Origin of the sequence: Paenibacillus pasadenensis (assembly GCF_023715725.1) — a bacterium.
GTDB lineage: Bacteria > Bacillota > Bacilli > Paenibacillales > Paenibacillaceae > Paenibacillus_O > Paenibacillus_O pasadenensis_A.
In genome coordinates this window covers 24382-43316 of the sequence record NZ_JAMBOT010000008.1, presented here as the reverse complement: position 1 = coordinate 43316, position 18935 = coordinate 24382, and the positions used below count along the sequence as shown (strand labels likewise).

The window sequence follows — 18935 nt, the reverse complement described above, 5'->3', positions numbered from 1 at the left end:
ATGCCATTTCAGGAGGCTGCGGAATGAAAACGAAACTGTTTATTATATATGGCGGAAAATCGGTTGAGCATGAGGTGTCGCTGAAAACGGCTTTAACGGTCATTAAATCGTTGGATGAATCGAAGTATGAGATTTATCCGATCTACATTGCCCGCGACGGCAGATGGTCCATGCCTCAGGAATTCAATCCGCAGGAAGCGGATATCCAGCACTTGACGGCGGAGCCGTCCGGAGCATCCGTTGCGGAGTCGATGGGAGCGCTGCTGATTCATCCGCTCTCGCTTCCGGGCCGCAAAGCGGTGCTGCCGCTGCTGCACGGAACGAACGGAGAGGACGGAACGGTGCAGGGCTTGCTGGAGCTGCTGGATTTGCCTTACGTCGGTAATGGCATTTTGTCTTCGGCGCTGACGCTCGATAAAGCGATGTCCAAACGGCTGCTGGCGCAATCCGGCTTCCGTCAGGTGGAGCATCTCGTGTTTGATTTAAAGGAGTGGGAGGAGCGCCCCGCAGCGATTTTGAACGGAATTGAGCAAGGGCTCGGTCTGCCTTGTTATGTGAAGCCCGCATCGTTAGGCTCCAGCATCGGCATCAGCCGCTGCTGCGACCGGGAGCAGCTGCAGGCGGGTCTGCGTGAAGCTTTTCATTACGATACAAAAATCGTCGTGGAAAAAGAGCTGCTGGGCCGGGAAATTCAAGTTGCCGTTATGGGCAACGATGATCCGCTTGCATCCTTGCCGGGCGAGTTTGTTCACGACAATCTCTTTTTTGACTTTGAATCCAAATACTTCGACAACAAGCTTACGATGTCCATTCCGGCGGAGCTGCCGGGCGGTGTGACGCAGCAAATTCGAGAGCTGGCCCGTCAAGCTTACCGTTTGCATGGCTGCTCCGGTCTGGCCCGCGTCGACTTTTTCCTCGATGAGGCGGGGGAGCTCTATTTAAATGAAATTAACGCCCTTCCCGGGTTTACGAATAAAAGCATGTACCCCGTGATGTGGGAGCGCACGGACGGCACGACGTATGCCGAGCTTGTTGAAAAGCTGATTGAATATGCCTTTGTCCGCCACGAGCAAAAACAAACGATCCGTTATTCGAGGTGATCATCGATGTACAGGGATACATGGGCGGAGGTTGATCTCGATTGCATCCGGACGAACATGAGGACAATCCGCCGCAAATTGCCCCGCGCTGTGAAAATGATGGCGGTCGTCAAAGCCGACGGTTACGGGCATGGAGCGATTGAGGCGGCCGGGGCAGCGGTGCAGGGCGGAGCGGACTGTTTGGGCGTCGCTTACCTGGATGAGGCTTTGCATCTGCGCGATGCGGGCATCAAGCTGCCTATTCTTATTCTGACTCCGATTAGGCCGGAGCACGTGAGTGTGGCGATAGAGCATGACCTCATGCTCACCGTTACGAGCTCGTCCTGGATGAAGGAAATGCGGGCCTATAAACCGGAGAAATCGTTCGGACGGCTGCAGCTGCATGTCAAATGCGATACGGGTCTCGGCCGGATCGGCCTGCGGACGCGCCAGGAATGGCTGGAGCTTGCCCCGTGGCTGAGAGCCTCCGACATCGAGGTCGACGGCTTCTACACCCATTTTGCTACGGCGGGACAGGAAGATACGAGTTATTTGCAGCAGCAGGCGGGCCGCTTCTTGACGATGATGGAATGGGCTAAACAGTCGGGGCTGGCGATCGGGCATTACCACTGCGCGGGCAGCGCAGCGGCGCTTCGTTTTCCCTATTTGGCCATGGATATGGTGCGCATTGGGGCGGCGATCTACGGCTTTTATCCAGACAAGCTTGTTCCGCATATTCGGCTTCGTCCGGCCCTGAGCCTGCGCAGCAGATTGATACAGGTCAAAAAGCTCGGCAAGGGTGAATGCGTCGGATACGACAACTCCTATGTGGCGGAAGAGGATCAATGGATCGGAACGGTGCCGATCGGATATGCCGACGGATGGACGCAGAGCATGCAGGGCACCGAGATGCTGATCGGAGGCAGGCGGGCGAAGGTTGTCGGCAAAATATCGATGGACCAGCTGATGGTGAAGCTGCCGTGCTGGGTTTCGGAGGGAACGCAGGTTACGCTGATCGGCTCGCAAGGCGGGGATTCGTTGACCTGCAAGGAGCTTGCCGGCAGCACAGGCCGGGTATCTCAAGAAGTATCTTCCTCCCTGACAAGCCGGGTAGAGCGAGTATATATTCAAGCGGAGGGGAATCAGCACGTATGGAACGTCAATACTGCGAAAGCCGGACTGATGAGCTGAATGGCCGTGAGATTCATTTGAGCCGTGCAGATATTCATAAAGGGCATTTAATATTAATTAATCAAACGAATGGGATGAAGGATTCGCCAGCGTCCGAAGAGCTCGGCGCGCTCAGTCAACATGCCGGAATCAAGCAATGGAGCGAAGGCATGCAGCTGGAGGAGAGCTGTCTGCGCCAGTTCACTGCCCTGCTGAAAGCGTCCGGCGGGATCGATGAGGTTGTTGCGGTGAGCGCATACAGGACGCAGCAGGAGCAGGAACAAATTTATGCCGGTTCTTTGGCTGAAAATGGCCCGGAATACACGGCCCGGTACGTGGCGCTTCCCGGCCATAGCGAGCATCAATCCGGCCTGGCCATCGACGTTGGAGCGCTGAGCGGGGAAATGGACTTTATCGCCCCGTCGTTTCCTGACAGCGGCGCATGCCTGGCCTTCAAGCAGCTTGCAGCCTCATACGGCTTCATCCAGCGTTACAAGGCGGACAAGGAAGCCATCACCGGCATTTCCTGCGAGCCGTGGCATTTTCGCTACGTCGGTTATCCCCATTCCGCCATCATGGAGCAGCGGAGCCAATGTCTCGAAGAATACATCGAGTCGTTAGAGAAGCATGAGCAGCCGAATGAGTTGATTTACCGGGATGAAGCAGCGGAATTTCGGATTTATTACATGCCTTTTGGCAAAGGAGAGCGCATGACCGTGCCAGTTAACTGCAGCGGCAATTTCAGCGTATCCGGCACGAACCGGGAAGGCTTCGTCGTAACGGTAAAACAGGGGATCGAGCAGGTGGATCATGCTGAATAAACCAACGTATAACGGGTTGGATTGGCTCCGGCTATTTGCCGGTTTGCTCGTCGTCGCCAACCATACCGGGCCGCTGGAATCGTACAGCCCTTTTGCCGATTTTCTGTTCAGCGGGCTGTTCACCCGCATTACCGTTCCCATCTTTTTTATGACAGCCGGGTTCCTGTATTTCCGTAAGCTGAACGGCGACGCCGCCCATGACCGGAAGGTTATGTACAATTATCTGAAACGGGTAGGCAAGCTGTATCTGATCGGAACCGTTCTGTATATTCCGCTCAACGTGTACAAAGGGTATTATTCCGATTCGTTCAACGCCGCTTCCTTCTTCCGTGATCTGTTCTTCAACGGCACTTTTTATCATCTGTGGTTTTTGCCGGCACTCATGATTGGTATCGTTATCACAACATTTGCCTACCGCAAATTGCCCATGCAGGCTTTTGTTGCGGGTTCGGCAGCCTTGTTTGTCGTTGGTATGTTCGGCGATAATTATTATGGCTTTTTAGGAAAGTGGAAGGAAGCTTATGACAGCATGTTCGTGCTGTTTGACTACACGCGCAACGGCTTGTTTTTTGCGCCGATCGGATTGGCTTTAGGAGCTGCGCTTGCGCGGGGCGGACAACGGGCGATGCCTCCGGCAACTAACGCCGTGTTATTCTTTATATCAATCGGTCTGCTGATGACCGAAGGCATTTTGCTCGACAACGCAGGGACGGCTAAACATGCGAGCATGTACTTGTTTGCCCTTCCTGCCGCGTATTTTTTATTCCAGCTGTCCCTCCAGTGGAAGGTGCGCCGCGGCATCGGATCACGCGATCTGCTTGTCTGGATTTTTATTTTGCATATCTGGGTCGTTGTGCTCGTGCGCGGGGCGGCGGAAGCCGTTGGTATGGAAGCCGTATTCGTGGATAACAGTGTCATTCATTATGCAGTTGTTTGTTTGATCACCGCACTGCTGGCCACAGCGGCGTCTCGAATAGTTAAACTGTCCAACCGCCGGGCCATGCCCAGGAATAGCACGCAAAGCTGATGGGGAAAGCTGAGTTGGAAGGTGAAGGTGAGGAAGGATATGGAGCTTTTAAAAATACAGCGGCTGAGCAAGGTGTTTAACGGCACGATCGCTTACGAAGCGCTGACAGATATTGATCTGACTGTGAATAAAGGCGAATTTGTCGGCATTATGGGGCCTTCCGGCAGCGGCAAAACAACGCTACTGAATGTCATTTCAACCATTGACGTTCCTACGACCGGCGAGGTGCTGCTGAACGGACGGAATCCTCATCTGCTTTCCAAGCGTGAGCTTGCGCAGTTCAGACGGCAGCAATTGGGCTTTGTTTTTCAATTTTTCAATCTGCTGTCCACATTGACTGTAAAAGAAAACATTGCGCTGCCGTTAGCGCTGGACGGACATGAGCCGGACCTGATCATGCACAAAATAACGGCGTTGGCGGAGCAGCTAGGGCTGACGGACTGCTTGAATAAACGAACCTATGAAATATCCGGGGGCCAGGCGCAGCGCACCGCAATCGCCCGGGCTCTCATTCACCGGCCTCAACTCATTCTCGCCGACGAGCCGACTGGCAACCTGGACTCCAAATCGGCGCGCGATGTGCTGGAGCTGCTTTCCCGGCTGAGCAAAGAGCAGGAAGCGACGATGATGATGGTCACTCATGACGCGCTGGCAGCCAGCTACTGCGACCGGGTCGTGTTCATCCGGGACGGCAAACTTTACAACGAGATTTACAACGGCGACAATCGGGAAGCTTTTTATCAGAAGATTGTTAGCGTTTTGGCATTATTGGGAGGACATCGACGTGACCTTTCGGCAAATCATTTTATTTAATTTAATTAGGAGCAGAAGGGTTTACACGGCTTATTTTTTAAGCGGGGCGTTTGCCGTTGCGGTATTTTATATTTTTTCGATGCTGAAATATCATCCTCTTCTTCTTGGAGAGCTTGCTTCAACCAATGAATCGGTTGGACTGCTGAGCACAGTTGGCTTTCGGATGAGCCAATACTCGCTTTTTTTCTGTTCGTTTCTGTTTCTGCTGTACTCGTTCAGCCTGTACATGAAGTCGCGAAAAAGAGAGCTAGGCATTTTGCTGCTGCACGGAATGTCGCCTAGACAGCAAACTAGCCTTGTTATTGCGGAAACGGTGTTAATCGGCCTGGCTTCGATTATCGTCGGAATATTGTCGGGACTCCTGTTGACCAAGCTGCTGCTGTTAATTTCGGCGGACATATTGGGGATCGTCAAAGGGCTGCCGTTCTATTTTCCGCTGGAAGCGCTGGGACTTACTTTGATAAGCTTTATCCTTTTATTTCTGTTTGTCGGTGTATTGACCACGATTACGCTTCGTAAAACGACGCTCAGTGAGCTGATTCAAGCCGAAGTTAAACCTAAACCGGATCCAAAACCTTCCTGGCCGTTATCGCTGCTAGCTTTGCTGCTGATCGGCACGGGGTACGGTTTTGTTTTTTACTTTGCGGATAAGGAAAATTTATCGGGCGTCTTTTATTTAATTCTGGGGGTCGTGCTGACGGTTGCGGGCACTTATTTTCTTTACACGCAGCTTAATATCCGGATGATCCGACTGTTCAAAAAAAGAGATAAAACCTTATTTAACAAGACCAATTTGATCTCCATATCGGAAATGGCCTACCGTGTTCGCGACAACGCGGTCATGTATTTCCTCGTTACGATTGTTTTGGCTGCTGCGTTTACCGGATTGGGAATGTGTACTGCGCTTGGCTCTACGGGATTATCGGAGGCGGGCAACCCGTTTGCGTTTACCTATCGCTCTTTGGCAGGTAACGAGAACAAACAAAAACATATTTATGAAATTGAAGCTAAATTGAAAGAGGCCGGCCTAGCAAATAAACGCATATCGTTTCAGGTTAAGTATGGGGAGCAGAGCATCATCCTTTCCATAACCGATTTTAATCAACTGGCGGTTACATTGGGCCATCCCGCTGAAAAGCTGAACCGGGACGATGAAGTGTTATTCGTACCTTCATGGTTCAACGAGTTAAATGATGCGGTCAAGAACCCGAAAGACTTGGGGACGGTAAATCTGGCCAAATCCGACGGCTCAATAAAGGAATTTAACGTGATCAAAAAGCTTCCTTATATCGTAACACCCGAAGGCGTCAGGGGAACCATATACGTTGTTCCCGATGATTTCTATTCCCAATTTGTTGGAGTATTCGATTACGATAACGATATTACCACTTTTTATGTTCCAAATTGGAAAGAGAGCGTTGGGGTAGCAAAGGAGCTTGACGCATTACTGAACAGCCCGGAAGAGGGTTATGGCCAAACGCATTATTTTGACCGCCCGCTTGTACTCCAATGGCTGCAAGACAAACAGATAAACGGCATTTTGCTCATTATCAGCTCTCTTGTCGGACTTGTGTTTTTTGCTTTTGCGGCAAGCGTCCTGTACTTGAGGCTTTATACGGATTTGGAGCGGGACAGGCAGCACTATCGGATGATCGCCAAAATCGGGCTGAGTCCGGACGAGTTGAAACGGGTCGTAACCCATCAATTTCGTTTCATGTTCTTTTTTCCGTTCCTTATTGCGGCCATGCATGCAACCGTTGCTTTTACCGCCTTTCAGCAGATGATTTATTTTCCTTTTTTCAAAGAGGCAGCGGCTATTTTTGCTTCCTTTTTTGCGGTTCAGGTCGTCTATTTTTATCTGGCTCGCTGGCGCTATCTCCGTCAGCTCCATCTATAGCCGGATCTCTGCCCGGGAATGCTTGCCAGAGCAGTTTCATGTCGGTTATTAGCGGCCGTGCACCCCTTTGCCGGGACTGCACGGCTTTTCGACATTTTGCCGCAGCATGGACTCGGTCCCGCGCCCGATGACGGACAAATACGGTTATGATACGCTCCTTAGCAAGAAGGAACTTCGGGGAATTAACCGCCCTTCAAAATGGCGAGGAGGCATGGCTTATGGGGGAGAAGGCAGGGCATTGGCGGGGCGATAGAGACGATTTACGTGTTAGCGGCATCGGAGTATTGAACGGAGGAAAGGTGCAGAGCGCCAAGATCGACGGCATCGCATGGGTGAACGGAGATATCGACAGCGAGAGCTTGATCGTAAATGGCAAAGCTGATATTAAAGGCTCGGTACGCACCGGCAACGCTGAAGTACATGGCCTGGCCCAGGTCGGCAGCTGGTTTGAAGCGGAATGCTGCAAGATTGAGGGCATGCTGGACGTGGAAGAGGCGATGAAGTGCAGAGAAGCTAAAGTGTACGGCAGCCTCACGGTGCATGGATGCTGTCAGGCGGAGCGGCTCATATCGGAAGGCAAGCTGAAGCTGGATGCGCTCAGCGCAGGAGAGATGCGCATGAAGCTGGATGGCCAGAGCAGTGTCCGCGAGCTGTCCGCCGGAAAGGTGGATGTCTCCGTCAAAGGCGACTGGCTGCGGTCGGGCTGGCAGAAGCTCCTCTCATTTCCGAAGGAGCATCGCCTGCATGCAGGGACGATTGAAGGCGAGGATATCTATCTGGAACATACGACGGCCAGCGTTGTGCGCGGCACAAGAGTGAAAATCGGACCTGGCTGCGACATCGGCCTCGTGCAGTATTCAGAGAAGCTTGAGCTGCATTCGCAGTCCGATATTCGCCAAACGAAGCGCTTCTAACGTCGCTAAAACAATCACGGGTTTGCAAAAGGAGGCGGCAGTATGAAAGCGGAGATCGAGCATCCGGCCCGATATGTCAGATTGACGGGCGACGCTTCAATTGCGGGAGGCAGCTACGAACGGGTGACCATTACCGGCGACAGCACCATTCATGGAAATACGGACTGCAGCCGGCTGGAAGTGACGGGCAGCTTGAACGTGTACGGCCGATTAACGGCGGTAAAGTCCGCTGTGACCGGAACGGTTGAGGCGGAATCTCTGGCCGGAGGCGTATTCCGAATTACAGGTGAACTGACGGTCCGTGAAGAGGTTGTGCTGGAGGAGCTGCGGATGTCCGGGAAAGCATACGCCCGGGATTCTTTGCGCGCCGGGAGCATCCGGCTGAACGGAGATATGGAAGCGATTACCTGTGACGCGGAAACGGTTATGATTCGCGGCATGGCCCGGGTGTCCGGCCAGCTTCGGGCGGAGGATATGGAGCTGAAGCTGTATGGCGATTCCCGAATCGGCCAGCTTACAGCCGGCTCGATCCGCGTTAGCCGCCCCGGGGCGGCATGGCGGCTGCTCGGTCTCTTTTTCCGGCCATCGTCCAGCGCTATGCTAGAAGCCGGAATAATTGAAGGCGACGTGGTGGAGCTTGAGCATACGCGGGCGGATATTGTGCGCGGCGGCCGGGTATTTATCGGGGAAGGCTGCGAGATCGGCACCGTGGAATACAGCGGCGAGCTGACTGTCCTGTCGGATGCAAAGGTTGGCGAGCGGATCAAACGATAACTGGAATGCCGGGCCGTTGCGGTCCGGCGTTTGTGTTGTTGTCCAAGGCAAGCCTTCGGCTTTAGCGGAATCGCTTCACGGGCGCATAAAGGCAAGCATACGCTGATAAAAACCGGATGCTGGAGGTGTGCGGCTTTATGCGCCCATATGATTGCTGCCACCGCGAATGCGGGGAGATAACTTGAAGATTTTACTTATTTTTTCCATGCCCAGCGGAGGCATGGAGACGTTAAACCGTATTCGCGCCCATGCGTTGACGGCGAACGGCATCAGAACTCATCTGCTGTACACAAACATCGGGGAAGGGCTGAAAAATATAACTGGCGTCCCTGTACTCGTTTCACAAGACTATGACGATATTGCCCGGCTGATTCACCGCGAAGCATACGATGCAGTTATCGTTTGCAGCCACATTGTTTTGCTGGAGCATATTCGTTTAAGCGGTTATAAAGGCAGGCTCGTGTTTGAGGTTCAAGGCATGGGTACGCCTGAACAGGCCGGCAGCTTTTTGCAGGCTCACGGGAGCGTGCTGACCCATTGCGCGGACGGCATTTTATATCCGATGACCCGGCATTTGCAGGATATTTTTCAAAGCGCTTATCCTGATATTACGCAGTTCTGTTTTGACGACCCGCTTGATACGGAAAATTTCGGCTATTCCCAATTTCCGATCGTGACCCATCCTATTCTCGGCTGGATTGGACGGATTGAAGCGAACAAAAACTGGAGGGAATTTTTGGAGATCGCCGCTTTGATTGCCCCAAAATTCCCGCAACTGTCGCTGTGGATGTTCGAGGACGCCACCCTTTACGAGCCGTGGGAAAGAGAAGCCTTCGAGAGGTGGAGGGCAACGTCGCCGCTTGCCGGACGTCTGACGCTCCGCTCCAACGTTCCCCACTCGCAGATGGCCGACTATTTGAGCATTATTGGAGATTCCGGCGGGGTGCTGCTGTCAACTTCGATTCGCGAAGGGTTCGGCTACGCGGTTGCGGAGGCAATGTTATGCCGTTGTCCGGTGCTTTCAACGCATTCGGGAGGCGTAACGCGCTTCATTATTCCCGATGTGACGGGAAAGTTTTATACGCTGGGCGATATTTCAGAAGGCGCAAAGAACGCTTATCAGCTGATGCAGGATGTTTATTTCCGAGAGCGCATTCGTATTCAGGGAGAGGCGCATATCCGGCAGCAGTTTTCAACCGGCGTTTACGTCGGGCATTTTTGCTCCATGCTTGGCATGCTGCAAGGAATAACGCCAAAAGCCATCTGAGGCGAGTTGCAATTCGCCGCTTGATCCCGGTAGAATGTTCATAGCTTTTTTTGGCGGCGGTGCCGCCGATGATATGAACCCGAGGTGAGGCGTGTGATGAAGCTGCCGGATTCATTCGAGTCCAAAATGAAGTCGCTGCTGCAGGAGGAATACGAAGCGTTCCGCCGCAGTTACGAGGAGCCGCGCGCGCAGGCATTGCGCATTAATACGCTCAAGGTCCCGGCGGAGCGCTTGTTGCGGGAGCAGCCGTTTCGGCTAGAGCCGGTGCCTTGGGCACAGAACGGCTTTTATTATGACGGTGCGGAGGAGCGCCCGGGGCGCCACCCTTGGCATGAGGCGGGCCTCTATTATATCCAGGAGCCTAGCGCTATGGCGGTGGCGGAGCTGGCGGCGCCCCGTCCGGGCGAGAAGGTGCTGGACCTGTGCGCCGCTCCCGGCGGGAAGTCCACGCATCTTGCCGGGCTGATGCAGGGCTCAGGTCTGCTCGTTTCCAATGAGCCCCATCCGGCCCGGGCTAAAATTTTGTCCCAAAACATCGAGCGGATGGGAGTGCGCCATGCCGTCGTTACAAGCGAGCTGCCGGATCGGCTGTCACCGCGCTTCCCGGAGTTTTTTGACCGGATCGTCGTGGACGCGCCTTGCTCCGGAGAAGGCATGTTCCGCAAGGACCCCGGCGCTTGCGAGGAGTGGAGCCCCGAGCATGTGCAGCTATGCGCCGCGCGCCAGGGCGATATTCTGCACCATGCCGCGCTAATGCTGCGGCCGGGCGGCACGCTCGTCTACTCCACCTGCACGTTTTCGCCGGAGGAGAACGAAAGCGCCGTGAGCCGGTTTTTGCGGGAGCATCCCGAGTTTGCCATTGCCGAAGCGGCGCGGATTGAGGGATTTTCGGCGGGCAGGCCGGAGTGGGCGGACGATCCGGCCCCCGGGCTGGAGCGCACGGTACGGATTTGGCCGCATCTCGTGCGGGGAGAAGGACATTACGCTGCCGTGCTGCGCAAATCGGAGGCTGCGGATGCCGTTCCGTTCCGGGGCAAACGCCGTTATGCGGCTGGCCTAAAACGGGACAAGCTGCCGGAAGATTATCTGCGGTTTGCTCGCGACACGCTCGCTGAGCTGCCGCAGGGGCAGCATCTGCTGTTCGGCGACCAGCTGTATGTCGTGCCGGAGGAGATGCTGGAGCTGGACGGGCTAAAGGTGCTTCGCCCGGGCTGGCATTTGGGCACGCTCAAAAAGAACCGTTTTGAGCCTTCGCATGCGCTGGCTCTTTCGCTTGGTTCGGAAGCCGTGAAGGCTTCCGCCGAGCTGCCGCTCGGCTCGCCGGGGCTGGCCGCGTATTTGCGGGGCGAAACGATCGCTGGCAGCGGCGCCAAGGGCTGGCAGCTCGTGCTGGCCGGAGGCTACAGCATCGGCTGGGGCAAGCTGGCGGATGGCCAGCTGAAAAACCATTTCCCGAAGGGGCTGCGCTGGACCGGTGTGTAGGGGAGTATGCCGAAGTGGGCGGAGCGCCGCTTCTTTGCATGAATACATCTCGTAATTGTGCACCGTGCCGCTGCGCCAGGCTCGGATTGGCGTTTCGCGCCATTAATGAAGGGGCGGAAGGTTGAAGCGGAGGAAATAAGACCGTTTAAGGCCTTAAATAAGGGCCGGACGGTAGAAAAGGAAGAAATAAGACCGTTTATGCCCTTAAATAAGGTCCGGACGGTAGAAAAGGAAGAAATAAGACCGTTTATGCCCTTAAATAAGGTCCGGACGGTAGAAAAGGAAGAAATAAGACCGTTTATGCCCTTAAATAAGGGCCGGATGGTAGAAAAGGAGGAAATAAGACCGTTTAAGGCCTTAAATAAGGGCTGGACGGTAGAAAAGGAAGAAATAAGGCCGTTTAAGGCCTTAAATAAGGGCTGGACGGTAGAAAAGGAAGAAATAAGACCGTTTATGCCCTTAAATAAGGGCTGGACGGTAGAAAAGGAAGAAATAAGACCGTTTATGCCCTTAAATAAGGGCTGGACGATTGAAACTCCGGTAATTTTCTGTTCGCCGTTGATTGATCCGCAAAGCGTATTTTACTACAAAACAGGGGATTCCGGTGCTTCCTGCTTCGAAGCTTGGAAAACAAGCTTGGGATGGTCAGGTGGAGTTGTTTTGCCCGCAATTTGCTGAAGAAGGCCATGATAGCAGTTAAACAAAGGCGGGAGGAAGCTGAGCTTAGCTCAGCCTCCTCCCGTTGGTGATGATTAACCTTTTCAAAATAATTCTTTGAGGCTTTTGAAACAGTCCGTTTTTCACCGAGACGCGTTAAGAGTGAAGAGAATAATCCAGCAAGCGGGAGAATAAAACAGCTGCTTCTCCGCGTGTCATTTTGGAACCGGATTTGAAGCTGCCATCGGAGTAACCGTTTAGGATACCGTGTTCGGAAATCTCCTCAATGGAAGAGCGAGCCCATTCCGGAATGAGGCTGGAGTCGGTGAAGCCTGCCGCAACTTGCCGGTTTGTGAAATCGGCTGTCTCTCCGAATAATTCGAGTACACGTTTTGCCATAACAGCTGCTTCAGCACGCGTCATAGGCCGCTCTGCTTCAAACCTTATTCCGTCAGAAGCCGGAATGCCTTTTAACAGACCTGTTTGCAGCATGATGGTTGCCGTTTCGCGGGCCCAAGCCGGAATCTCGTTGCTGTCGGCAAATGAAACTGGCTGATCTTGCGAGACAGCAAGGTTTAACATACGGGCCAGCATAACGGCAAGCTCGGCTCGCGTAATAGGTTTGTCGGGCTGAAATGTGCCGTCAGGCATGCCTTGCATAATCCCCATCCGGTTCAGTCTGAGGCTTTGCGGCTCGGCCCAATGCCCGGATAAATCCTTATACGACCGCGCCGTCTCTTGGAAGGCGGCGATTATGCCTTCACCCGGAGAGAACGATTCTCCGGACGGAGCCTTTTCGAGAGCCACCCACCGACGGAGCCGTTCGCTGTATTGGTACAGGCCGAATGGCTGCTGCAGTGTCGGGAGTTGAATCATAATTGGAGAGAGAATGTCTGTATCGGCAGGGACCGACCAGCGAATCGCATGACCGGCCAGTATAAGGCCTTCCGTCGCAGGCAGTTCTTCCTTAGCTATTTTAGCTACCGTTACGCTGCTGTCTTTGTTGAACGATTTTGGAGCAACAGCGAAGCTTGCAACGCCATGTAGGGACCAAAGCGTATTTTTTCCGACAGCCGCTTCAAACTTCCAAATTGGCGCACGCGAAGGGGGCGGAGACGGAGTACTCGAAGGCTCAGGAGACGGCGCACTCGAAGGCTGCGGAGACGGAGTACTCGAAGGCTCAGGAGACGGCGCACTCGAAGGCTGCGGAGACGGCGAACTCGAAGGCTCCGGAGACGGCGTGCTCGTAGGCTGCGGAGACGACGAACTCGTAGGCGTCGGAGATGACGAACTCGTAGGAGTCGGAGACGGAGTACTCGAAGGCTCAGGAGACGGAGTACTCGTAGGCTCCGGGGACGGAGTACTCGAAGGCTGCGGAGACGGAGAACTCGAAGGCTGCGGAGACGGAGTACTCGAAGGCTCAGGAGACGGAGTACTCGTAGGCTCCGGGGACGGCGCAGGCAGCACCGAGATTACGAACTGCCGCTCCTCCGACTCGTTGGCGCCTCCATGCTCGGTTCCGCCGTCATCCTTTAGGCGAACCCGCACCGTAGAGCTTCCTGCCGCATCGTCGGCAAAAGCGAACTGCAGCGTGCCGTCCGCGCTTACGGACGGCTGTAGCGCAAACAGCTCGGGACGATCCGCCGCAGCAGCAAAGCTCACCTGCTGGGCGGCTTCATCGCTAGGTCCAGGCAAGATAGACGCTGCCCAGCCGGGATAAGTACGCAGCTGATTGCCTGCTTCCTCCTGAATATTTTCTCCCGCTTCAAAAGAAGGCGCGTCGTTTACCGGCACAACGGCGATAGAGTAGCTCCGCTCCGCCGTTTTTGGACGACCCTGCCCATTATTGCCGCCGTCGCTCACGGAGATTCGCAGTTCATCCGTTCCGTTGAAGTTCAACGCTGGCGTGTACACCAGTCCCCGAAGCCCCGCCTGCAAAGCTTCCTGCGAGCCCCGGTAAACTTTACCGCCGCTGCCCGGCAGCTCGTCTTCCAGTGTTAAGCCTTCCGCATGGGCAAGCTCGGCTTGCCCATGGGATACGCTCAGCGTAAGCGTAAGATCCTCGCCGTCGAAGTCTCCGACGGAATCGACAATCATGCTCAGCGTGCGGTCCTCCGGCGTCGTCTGAACCGCGGGCGGCAGCAAACCGCCGCCTCCTTGCAAAAAGGCGCGCGCCGAGCCGGGAGCGCCGAATACGGATCCGTTCAGCCGTGAGCCGCTCTCGTCCCTCGTTGTGCCATTTAGCGCTTCATTTAACGGATAGTACACCTGCGGCTTGGCATCGCCTGACCGCAGAGGCCTCATGAACTGGCTGGAAATCTGCTCCTGGCTGCGGGGCGCCCTCCAGAAGCGGAACTCATCGATATCAGTCGCAGCGAAGGAGCTCTTAGACGGATTTGTGCCAAGGTAAAAGGATGCGTTAGAAGACCGCGGTCGTTCAATATATTCCGTCCGGGTCCCGACAAGCGTGCCGTCCAGATAAAAACTCGCTGTAGTTTCTCCGCGATTGTCCTGCAAGGAAAAAGCATAATGATGCCAGCGGTCCGGGTTTTCTGGCTCGAATACATCCTCGAATATGAGTCCGCCCCAGCCGTCCATGAATTGAACTGACAACTTATTGGTGCCTTCCGTCGGAATGAGCTGGAAGCCGTTTTGCCCGCTGGCATAAACGAGCGGAGCGGAGCTGGCCCACAGCGGTGTATGGGAGCGAGCCCAAATTTCTGCCGCATAGGATAAATTGATCTGGATGGACGGCGATTGAACGTAGTCGTTGCTTCCATCGAGGGCAATGCCTTTACCCGGGGAGACAAACGGCCGCAAGTTCGACTGAAGAACCGTTATTTTAAACGTTTTAACCGTTGTATCCGCACCACCGTTGGCAGTACCTCCGTCATCCTTGAGCGTAACGGTCACGTTCGCCTCGCCCTCGACATCCTCCTTTGGCTGAAAGGTCAGCTTCCCCTGTTCATCCAGCGCGGGTGCCTGAACAAACAGCTCGGGACTGTCCGTGGAAACGTTTAAGCTGAGTGTTTGCCGTTCGTTGTCCGGTCCGGCTGACAGCGGCGCAGCCCATCCTTCATAGGTCTGGATGCCGCTGCCTTCCGTGGCCTGCATGTTTGGACCCGGCGAAAAACGGGGAGCGTCATTGACCGGCTCGATACGGATCGGAAGCGTATAAACGCCTGTGGCCGGTTCCGCTGCTGCTGCGCTGCCGGAGTCGGTGACGTGAACGACCAGCTGGTCGTTCCCCGACACATCCGTCAAAGAGTCGTATTGGAGCGAGGCAAGCATCCGATGCAGCGCAGCGCTACCCCCGGTCCAGCTTATGGAAGAGCTGCCCTGCGCACCGGCTGCAAGCTGCAGCCCGGCTGTTTCGAGGGCAGTCAGTTGTCCAAGGCTAGCGGACAGGGATACGGTATATTGATCCGTGACGGCGTCGCTGTCAGCAAAGCCGATGGCAGGCAGCATAAACGGCGCTTGATCCTCTAACGCGACCGGCAAAGAATACTCCCGGCTCCCTTTTTGATAGGAAGAACCGCTTATGAATCCCGGCTCCCAAGCGTCCATGCCGGCATGAAGCAGCAAGCTGCTTTCGTTGCCGTTCATTTGCTGAGTCATGCCGGCTTTAATTTCGGACGGAGTCCGCACCCGGTTCCAAAGCCGGAATTCATCCAGCTCCACTTTGCCATAACGGCCATCGTCCGCTCCGAGCAGCAAATTGGCCAGGCTGTTGCTGTCATATCCCCAGCTAAAACCGGCGTATGACGCTACTTGTTTGCCGTCCACGTAAAAGAGCAGAGGACCGTTGAAAGCGAACTTATACGTTATCGCATAATGATGCCATTCGGTAATATCGTCCGGCGTGTATTGGGCGACGCGTACTAAGGAGCCGTTGTGTTTGATATAAACGGCTACGGTGCGGGTTCCTTTGTCCGGGTGAATCATAAAGTCGTTATCGCTGTGCCGGTAGGTTATGAGCACGCTGTTATCATTCCATACTGGATCCGTGGAACGGGCCCAGATTTCGGCGGTGAAGTCTTTAGGGCGCTGTATGTTGCGAAAAAGCGCATACGTTGAATTGCCTCCAAGCTTCAGGGTGTCGTCGCCAAGCATGTTAACGGTCGGGCGTTCGTTGGTTGCGGCCAATGCTCCCGAAGTGCCGATCGCGGCAGAAAGTATAATAAGGGCCAGAACCGCGAGCAGCGCGGGCCGGAGCAGCCTTTTCATCATGGAAGTAGTGCCTCCTTCTTCATCTGTCGTTTCCATTGTAGAGACAGAACAACTTTTGGACGACTGACAAATGTTAATTCTTTCACGGGAACGGGCGATGAACTAGAATAAGGTCAACGCTACGAGTTTCTCGTAAATCCGATTAAAAGCGCGGAGGATATCAATGAATTCAAGCAACGAATGGATGCCGCCACTCGCCAAAATAACGCCGCCTTCCGGACAGGGCAAAACGGCAGCCCGTCCAAGACTCCTACAAAAAATGAACGGAAACCCGGCCCGACTGACGGCTGTCGCGGCTCCGGCCGGTTACGGCAAAACGACGCTGCTTCGCCAGTGGGCGGTTGGTTTTGCCGGTCCTATAGCATGGCTGGCTTTGGATGAGCCTGACAACGAACCATCCCGATTCTGGCGCCTTGCGGCATGCGCCTTGGCGCAGGCGCTTCCCCCGGGCGCGCTTGCCCGCAGCCTGCCTCTGAGCAGCGCGCTTCCGGGTCTGTCGATATATACGTTTTTGGATGCTTTGACCGGGGAGCTTCAGGCATGCGGCTGCGAAGCCGCACTCGTCATGGATGATTTCCACCATATTAAGGATAGGGGAATCATCGAATCTATGACGTATTGGCTTCGCTATTTGCCGGCTAAGGTCCGGGTTATCGTTGCCGGTCGTTCCGTCCCGCGCTTTGGCGGGAGCCGCTGGCAATCGGAAGGCAGACGTCTTGATCTTGCGGCAGCGGATTTGAGGTTTACGGAAGAAGAAGCGGACGTTCTGCTCGATCTGGCATCGCGGGAGCCGCTGACCGGGGCTCAGCGGACTCGGCTGCTGGAGCATACGGAGGGGTGGGCGGCTGGCCTGCAGCTCGCCGCGCTGGCCGGAGCGCCTGCTGGCGCGCCGGATCTGAGCGAGGAGCTTTCCTTCTTTTTAATGGAAGAGGTTTATGAGCGGCAGCCTGCTGAAGTCAGGTCCTTTTTGCGTGTTACGGCGGTTTTGGACAGCCTGGACGCCGAGCTTGCTGCAGCGGCGGTCGGCTGCGGACAAGCTCGGGCTGCACTGCTGATGGAGCGGATTCAGGAAGATAATTTGTTTCTTTTGCCGGTTGGCGGAGCAGGTTCGTTCCGTTATCATTCCTTGTTTCGCGACTTTTTGCTGGGCAGGCCGGAGCCGGAGCCGGGAGCGGAGCGCGCTGCGCTGTGGCGCGCCGCACGAAAGCTGGCGGACAGAGGTATGATGGTGGAGGCGATTCGCTGCAGTCTGGATTGCGGGGATTATGACTACACGGGAGAACTGATTTCCGCTTATGCGGGAGCCGCTTTCAGGCAGGGCGAGCTGCCCGTGCTGCTCGGATTATTAAGCCGGTACGCAGAAGCGCGCGAGCTGTCGGCCGAGCAGCGCCAGCTTCATGCGTTTCTGCTCGCGGTTGCAGGGCGCGGCTCAGCGGCCGCAGCCGTACTGGCAGCGGCAAGGCAGGATACGGAGGCGATGCCTGACAGCGCGCTCAAGCGGCGGCTGCGGAGCGGCTTGCTGTTCGTGGAATCCAATCTGATCTTTTTCTCGGGGCGGTTCGAGCTATGGCATTCCTTCTCGGAACGGGCCGGAAGCGGGCTGCTGGCGGAAGAGGCGCTTTATTATAATATTGATTTCAACCGGTCTGAACCGCTCGTCCGGCGGACGGAGCTTGGGATGAAAGGTGTTCTGAGCAGCGATACGGAGGCTATCGGACTGCGTTTTACGTCGCTTTTGCAGCAGGGCGGCTGGGGTGAAAGCTATGTGAGCCTGTATGTGCGGCAGGCGCTGGCGGAGGGGTATTTTGAATGGAACCGGCTGGAGGAGAGTGAAGCGCTGCTGGCCGGGCTGCGGGGAGCGAAGAGCTCAAGAGAGGTACCTGGACTGGCCGTGCCAATGGCGATTCTCCAGGCGAATCTATACGCGGCGCGCGGCTTGCCGGAGGAAGCGGCTGATGTGCTGGACGAGGCGGAGCGCCTCCCGTGCGCTGAAGATGCGCACTGGCAGGCTTATCTACAATCCGCCCAAGTCCGGCTGCTGCTGCAGGCTGGCAAAACGGCGCAAGCCAAAAAACGGCTCGGCCCGACGGATCAGCAGTTCAAAGAGAAACCCGCCTACCATCGGGAATACGAGTTTATGACGCAGGTTCGCCTGCTGCTGAAGCAGCAGAAGTCGGCTCAGGCGCTGCGAATGCTGGAATCGCTCAAGAGATTGCAGGAGAGAGAGGGGCTGTTGTCCGGGTTGGCTGAATCCGCCATCCTGCAGGCGTTGGCGGAGCAATGCCGCGGCCGGCGTGACAGGGCGCTTCAGTATGCTGCGGAAGCGTTGGAAAGGAGCGAGCCCCACTGCTATATCCGATTGTTCGTCAATGAGGGCGAGCCGATGAGGCAGCTGCTGCTCGCTTTTCGGACGGCGTGCGGGGAAGAACGCGGCTCCCGGCTAATCGGCGAAGACGCAGCGTCTGTGAACAGCCTGGGCCAGGACGAACCGGCGGCGCTCCTGCGCCAAAGTCAGCTGCTCGGCTATGCCAACCGGCTGCTGCGCTGTTTTGCCTATGCGCCGCCGCGCCTGCTGTCCGTGGAAACGCCGGCAGAGCCGCTGACCGAGATTGAGCTGACGCTGCTGCGCCTCGTCGGGGAAGGGGCGGCCAATCGCGACATAGCCGCGCGGCTGGCGCTCTCGCCGGGCACGGTCCGGGTTTACTTGTCCCGGCTATACGATAAGCTTGGCGTATCCTCGCGAACTCAGGCGCTGCACACCGCCAAAGAGCTGCAGCTGCTGGAAGAGGGGAGTTAGAACGGAC

13 protein-coding genes are annotated in these 18935 nt (G+C 55.5%); 12 read left to right on the top strand and 1 reads right to left on the bottom strand.

Annotated features, from left to right (window positions below; all coding sequences use genetic code 11):
- Positions 1–23: 23 nt before the first annotated feature.
- The 11 genes from M3223_RS17745 (at position 24) to M3223_RS17695 (ending at position 11922) form a co-directional block, all read left to right on the top strand.
- Entirely contained in the window at positions 24–1100 is a 1077-nt protein-coding gene (locus M3223_RS17745) for a D-alanine--D-alanine ligase family protein (RefSeq protein WP_251564003.1), read from the top strand.
- A gap of 6 nt (positions 1101–1106) precedes the next feature.
- A complete protein-coding gene (alr, locus tag M3223_RS17740) occupies positions 1107–2270 on the top strand; it encodes an alanine racemase (protein WP_251564001.1) in 1164 nt (387 codons plus the stop codon).
- On the top strand, positions 2231–3070 hold the full coding sequence (locus tag M3223_RS17735; RefSeq protein ID WP_251563999.1) for a D-alanyl-D-alanine carboxypeptidase family protein: 840 nt from the start codon (positions 2231–2233) through the stop codon (positions 3068–3070). Before alr ends, M3223_RS17735 begins: the two co-directional genes overlap by 40 nt.
- Positions 3060–4097 (top strand): acyltransferase family protein, encoded by a 1038-nt coding sequence (locus M3223_RS17730; RefSeq protein WP_251563997.1) that lies wholly within the window; start codon positions 3060–3062, stop codon positions 4095–4097. The genes M3223_RS17735 and M3223_RS17730 overlap by 11 nt, the downstream gene beginning before the upstream one ends.
- A 39-nt stretch (positions 4098–4136) precedes the next feature.
- Complete coding sequence (locus M3223_RS17725; RefSeq protein WP_251563995.1) at positions 4137–4910, top strand: ABC transporter ATP-binding protein; 774 nt, start codon at positions 4137–4139, stop codon at positions 4908–4910.
- Positions 4882–6807, top strand: a complete 1926-nt coding sequence (locus M3223_RS17720) for an FtsX-like permease family protein (RefSeq protein ID WP_251563993.1) — start codon at positions 4882–4884, stop codon at positions 6805–6807. The genes M3223_RS17725 and M3223_RS17720 overlap by 29 nt, the downstream gene beginning before the upstream one ends.
- 218 nt (positions 6808–7025) lie before the next feature.
- Positions 7026–7721 (top strand): polymer-forming cytoskeletal protein, encoded by a 696-nt coding sequence (locus M3223_RS17715; protein ID WP_251563991.1) that lies wholly within the window; start codon positions 7026–7028, stop codon positions 7719–7721.
- 42 nt (positions 7722–7763) lie between these two features.
- Positions 7764–8495, top strand: a complete 732-nt coding sequence (locus tag M3223_RS17710; protein ID WP_251563989.1) for a hypothetical protein — start codon at positions 7764–7766, stop codon at positions 8493–8495.
- Positions 8496–8676: 181 nt separating this feature from the next.
- Positions 8677–9762 carry a glycosyltransferase family 4 protein gene (locus tag M3223_RS17705; RefSeq protein WP_251563987.1) on the top strand — a complete coding sequence of 362 codons (1086 nt, stop codon included), beginning with the start codon at positions 8677–8679 and terminating at the stop codon, positions 9760–9762.
- 96 nt (positions 9763–9858) lie between these two features.
- Entirely contained in the window at positions 9859–11244 is a 1386-nt protein-coding gene (locus tag M3223_RS17700; protein WP_251563986.1) for an RsmF rRNA methyltransferase first C-terminal domain-containing protein, read from the top strand.
- Positions 11245–11349: 105 nt separating this feature from the next.
- Positions 11350–11922 carry a hypothetical protein gene (locus M3223_RS17695; RefSeq protein ID WP_251563985.1) on the top strand — a complete coding sequence of 191 codons (573 nt, stop codon included), beginning with the start codon at positions 11350–11352 and terminating at the stop codon, positions 11920–11922.
- 135 nt (positions 11923–12057) lie between these two features.
- Here M3223_RS17695 and M3223_RS17690 read toward each other — a convergent pair whose 3' ends face one another.
- A complete protein-coding gene (locus M3223_RS17690) occupies positions 12058–16131 on the bottom strand; it encodes a LamG-like jellyroll fold domain-containing protein (protein ID WP_251563984.1) in 4074 nt (1357 codons plus the stop codon).
- A 163-nt stretch (positions 16132–16294) separates the two neighbouring features.
- Here M3223_RS17690 and M3223_RS17685 point away from each other — a divergent pair, with 163 nt between their 5' ends.
- Positions 16295–18928: a LuxR C-terminal-related transcriptional regulator gene (locus M3223_RS17685; RefSeq protein WP_251563983.1), complete on the top strand. Its 2634-nt coding sequence runs from the start codon at positions 16295–16297 to the stop codon at positions 18926–18928.
- The last annotated feature ends 7 nt before the right edge of the window (positions 18929–18935 follow it).